Annotated in this window: 3 protein-coding genes; all 3 read right to left on the reverse strand. The window is 66.0% G+C overall.

The genetic code is table 11. The features are described from left to right. Nucleotides 1–39: 39 nt before the first annotated feature. The gene (locus tag WBV89_RS17430) at nt 40–396 is read right to left on the reverse strand and encodes an L-rhamnose mutarotase (protein ID WP_423982609.1); all 357 of its coding nucleotides are present in this window, start codon (nt 394–396) and stop codon (nt 40–42) included. 13 nt (nt 397–409) lie between these two features. Continuing rightward, nucleotides 410–1,291 carry an amidohydrolase family protein gene (locus WBV89_RS17435; protein WP_423982610.1) on the reverse strand — a complete coding sequence of 294 codons (882 nt, stop codon included), beginning with the start codon at nt 1,289–1,291 and terminating at the stop codon, nt 410–412. Next, nucleotides 1,275–2,163 (reverse strand): aldo/keto reductase (locus WBV89_RS17440; RefSeq protein WP_423982611.1); only part of this gene is annotated, 889 nt, incomplete at its 5' end. The genes WBV89_RS17435 and WBV89_RS17440, both read right to left, overlap by 17 nt.

Here is a 2,163-nt window from a genome sequence, read left to right on the forward strand (position 1 = left end):
TCGACGGTCAGGACACCGCCGGTGGAGTGTCCGACGTGCTCAACCCGACGCAGTGCTGTCGTCGGTGCCCGCGAGGTGGAACACCTCGCGCATGTCGGTCCACCATGCCCCGGCCGGACGGTCGGCGAGCGGACGTTGCATCGCACCCACCAACGCCCACCATTCCTTCATGCGTGGCGCATCGGCGACGGCACTCATCCGCTCCTCGTACTCATCGGCCGGACCGTGGTACTCGTAGTACGCGAAGAGATGCTCGCCGTGGAAGAAGATGGAGTAGTTCCCGATCTCGGCCTCGGTCAGTGCACCGGCGATCTCGGGCCAGATGGCGTCGTGGTGCGCGGTGTACTCGTCGACGCGATCGGGATCGATCCCGATGATCTGTCCGAATCGTCGCATGATGGTGGTCTCCTCAGGTCGTGGCGGGTGATCGATCGTTGCCAGGGCCACGACGGTCGAGGCCATACACCCGGGTGGCGGTCCGCCCGAAGACGGCGTCGCGCTCCGCGGTGTCGAGTCCGGCGGTGAGTTCATGTGCGGTCTCGACCACTCGGTCGTACGAACCGGCGAGCAGGCAGACGGGCCAGTCCGATCCGAACATCATCCGGTCGGCGCCGAACACGTCGAGCGCGATGTCCGCGTACCGGCGGAGGTCGTCAACCGTCCACGTCGACCAGTCGGCCTCGGTGATCATGCCCGACAGCTTGCACGTGACGTTGGGGAAGCGTCCGAGTCGGGCGAGATCGGTTGCCCAGGGTTCGAGCGTTCCATCCGCGATCGATGGCTTCGACAGATGATCGACCACGAATGACACCGCGGGCAGCGCGCTCACGGTTTCGATCGCGGCCTCGAGCTGATTCGGCAGCGTCAGCAGGTCGTACGGAAGACCTGCCCGACCCAATGCGTCGAGCCCGCGTCGGACATCGGGACGACACAGCCAGCGCGGATCCGGCTCGTCCTGGACGAGGTGGCGGATGCCGACCAGCCACTCGGCTCCGCTGGAGGAGAGCAGCTCGCCGATCCGGTCCTCGACGCCGTCGGCGGTGAGGTCGACCCATCCGACGACGCCTCCGATCAACTCGGTGCGCTCGGCGATCGACAACAGCAGCGGGGTTTCGCCGGGATCGGCCACCGTCTGCACCACGACCGACCGACCGACGTGGTCACCGGCGGCATCGATGTAGTCGTCGATGTGGAAGTTTCGGTTGATCGGAGCGAGATCACCCTCGATCCATGGTTGCGGAGTGAGCTCGAGGTCCCACAGGTGATGGTGGGCATCAACCGTCGAGTTCATGGATGAGGCCTTCCTCGGAGAGTTCACGCCAGAGCTCATCGGGAACGGTATCGACGTCGATCGCCAGGCTCTGCTCCAGTTCGGATCGGCTCCGCGCACCCAGCAGTACGCTCGTGACGGCGCGCTCGCGCATCACGAATGCGAGTGCCGCCTGGATCAGGTCGACGTGATGACGACGGCACACGTCGCGAATTCGGTGGGCCCGCGCGATCACTTCCGGACTCGCCGGAAGGTAGTCGTAGCGAGGTGAGTTGTCGGGGTCCGCGAGGATCCCCGAGTTGAAGACGCCGCCGATCAACACCGAGACCCCGGCGGCCCGCGCGGCGGGGATGAGGTCGGCGGTCGCGCTCTGGTCGAGCAGCGTGTACCGGCCGGCCAACAGGACGGCATCGATGTCCGTCTCGGTGATGAATCGGGTCGGGACCGCCGATTGGTTCATCCCGACTCCGATCGCACGGATGACGCCCTGATCGCGGAGTTCGTGCAGGACGGGGTACGACTCCTCGATCGCTTGGTCGGCGACGTCGTCCGGATCGTGGATCTGCACCACGTCGAGGCGATCGAGGCCCAATCGTTCGAGGCTCTTGTCGATCGACCGCAGGATCGAGTCGCGATCGAACGCGAACACCGCATCCGAGGGCGGTGCATCCGGAAACCATTCGGTGCCCACCGCATCGGGATTGGCAACCACGAGACGACCGACCTTGGTGGCCACGGTGAAGGAGTCGCGATCGAGTCCTGCGAGCGCCCGACCGAGGCGTTGCTCGGACAGGCCGTGCCCATACTGCGGAGCGGTGTCGAAATAGCTGATTCCCGCCTCGAACGCTGCCGCGACGAGGTCCGTCGCCGCATCCTCGGCGACGGACGTGAAC

The organism is Ilumatobacter sp. (genome assembly GCF_049588435.1).
GTDB lineage: Bacteria > Actinomycetota > Acidimicrobiia > Acidimicrobiales > Ilumatobacteraceae > Ilumatobacter_A.

What these genes read in the sequence shown, in the direction of transcription:
- WBV89_RS17430 (WP_423982609.1), bottom strand. Translation starts at nt 396, where the DNA reads ATGCGACGATTCGGACAGATCATCGGGATCGATCCCGATCGCGTCGAC.
- WBV89_RS17435 (WP_423982610.1), bottom strand. Translation starts at nt 1,291, where the DNA reads ATGAACTCGACGGTTGATGCCCACCATCACCTGTGGGACCTCGAGCTC.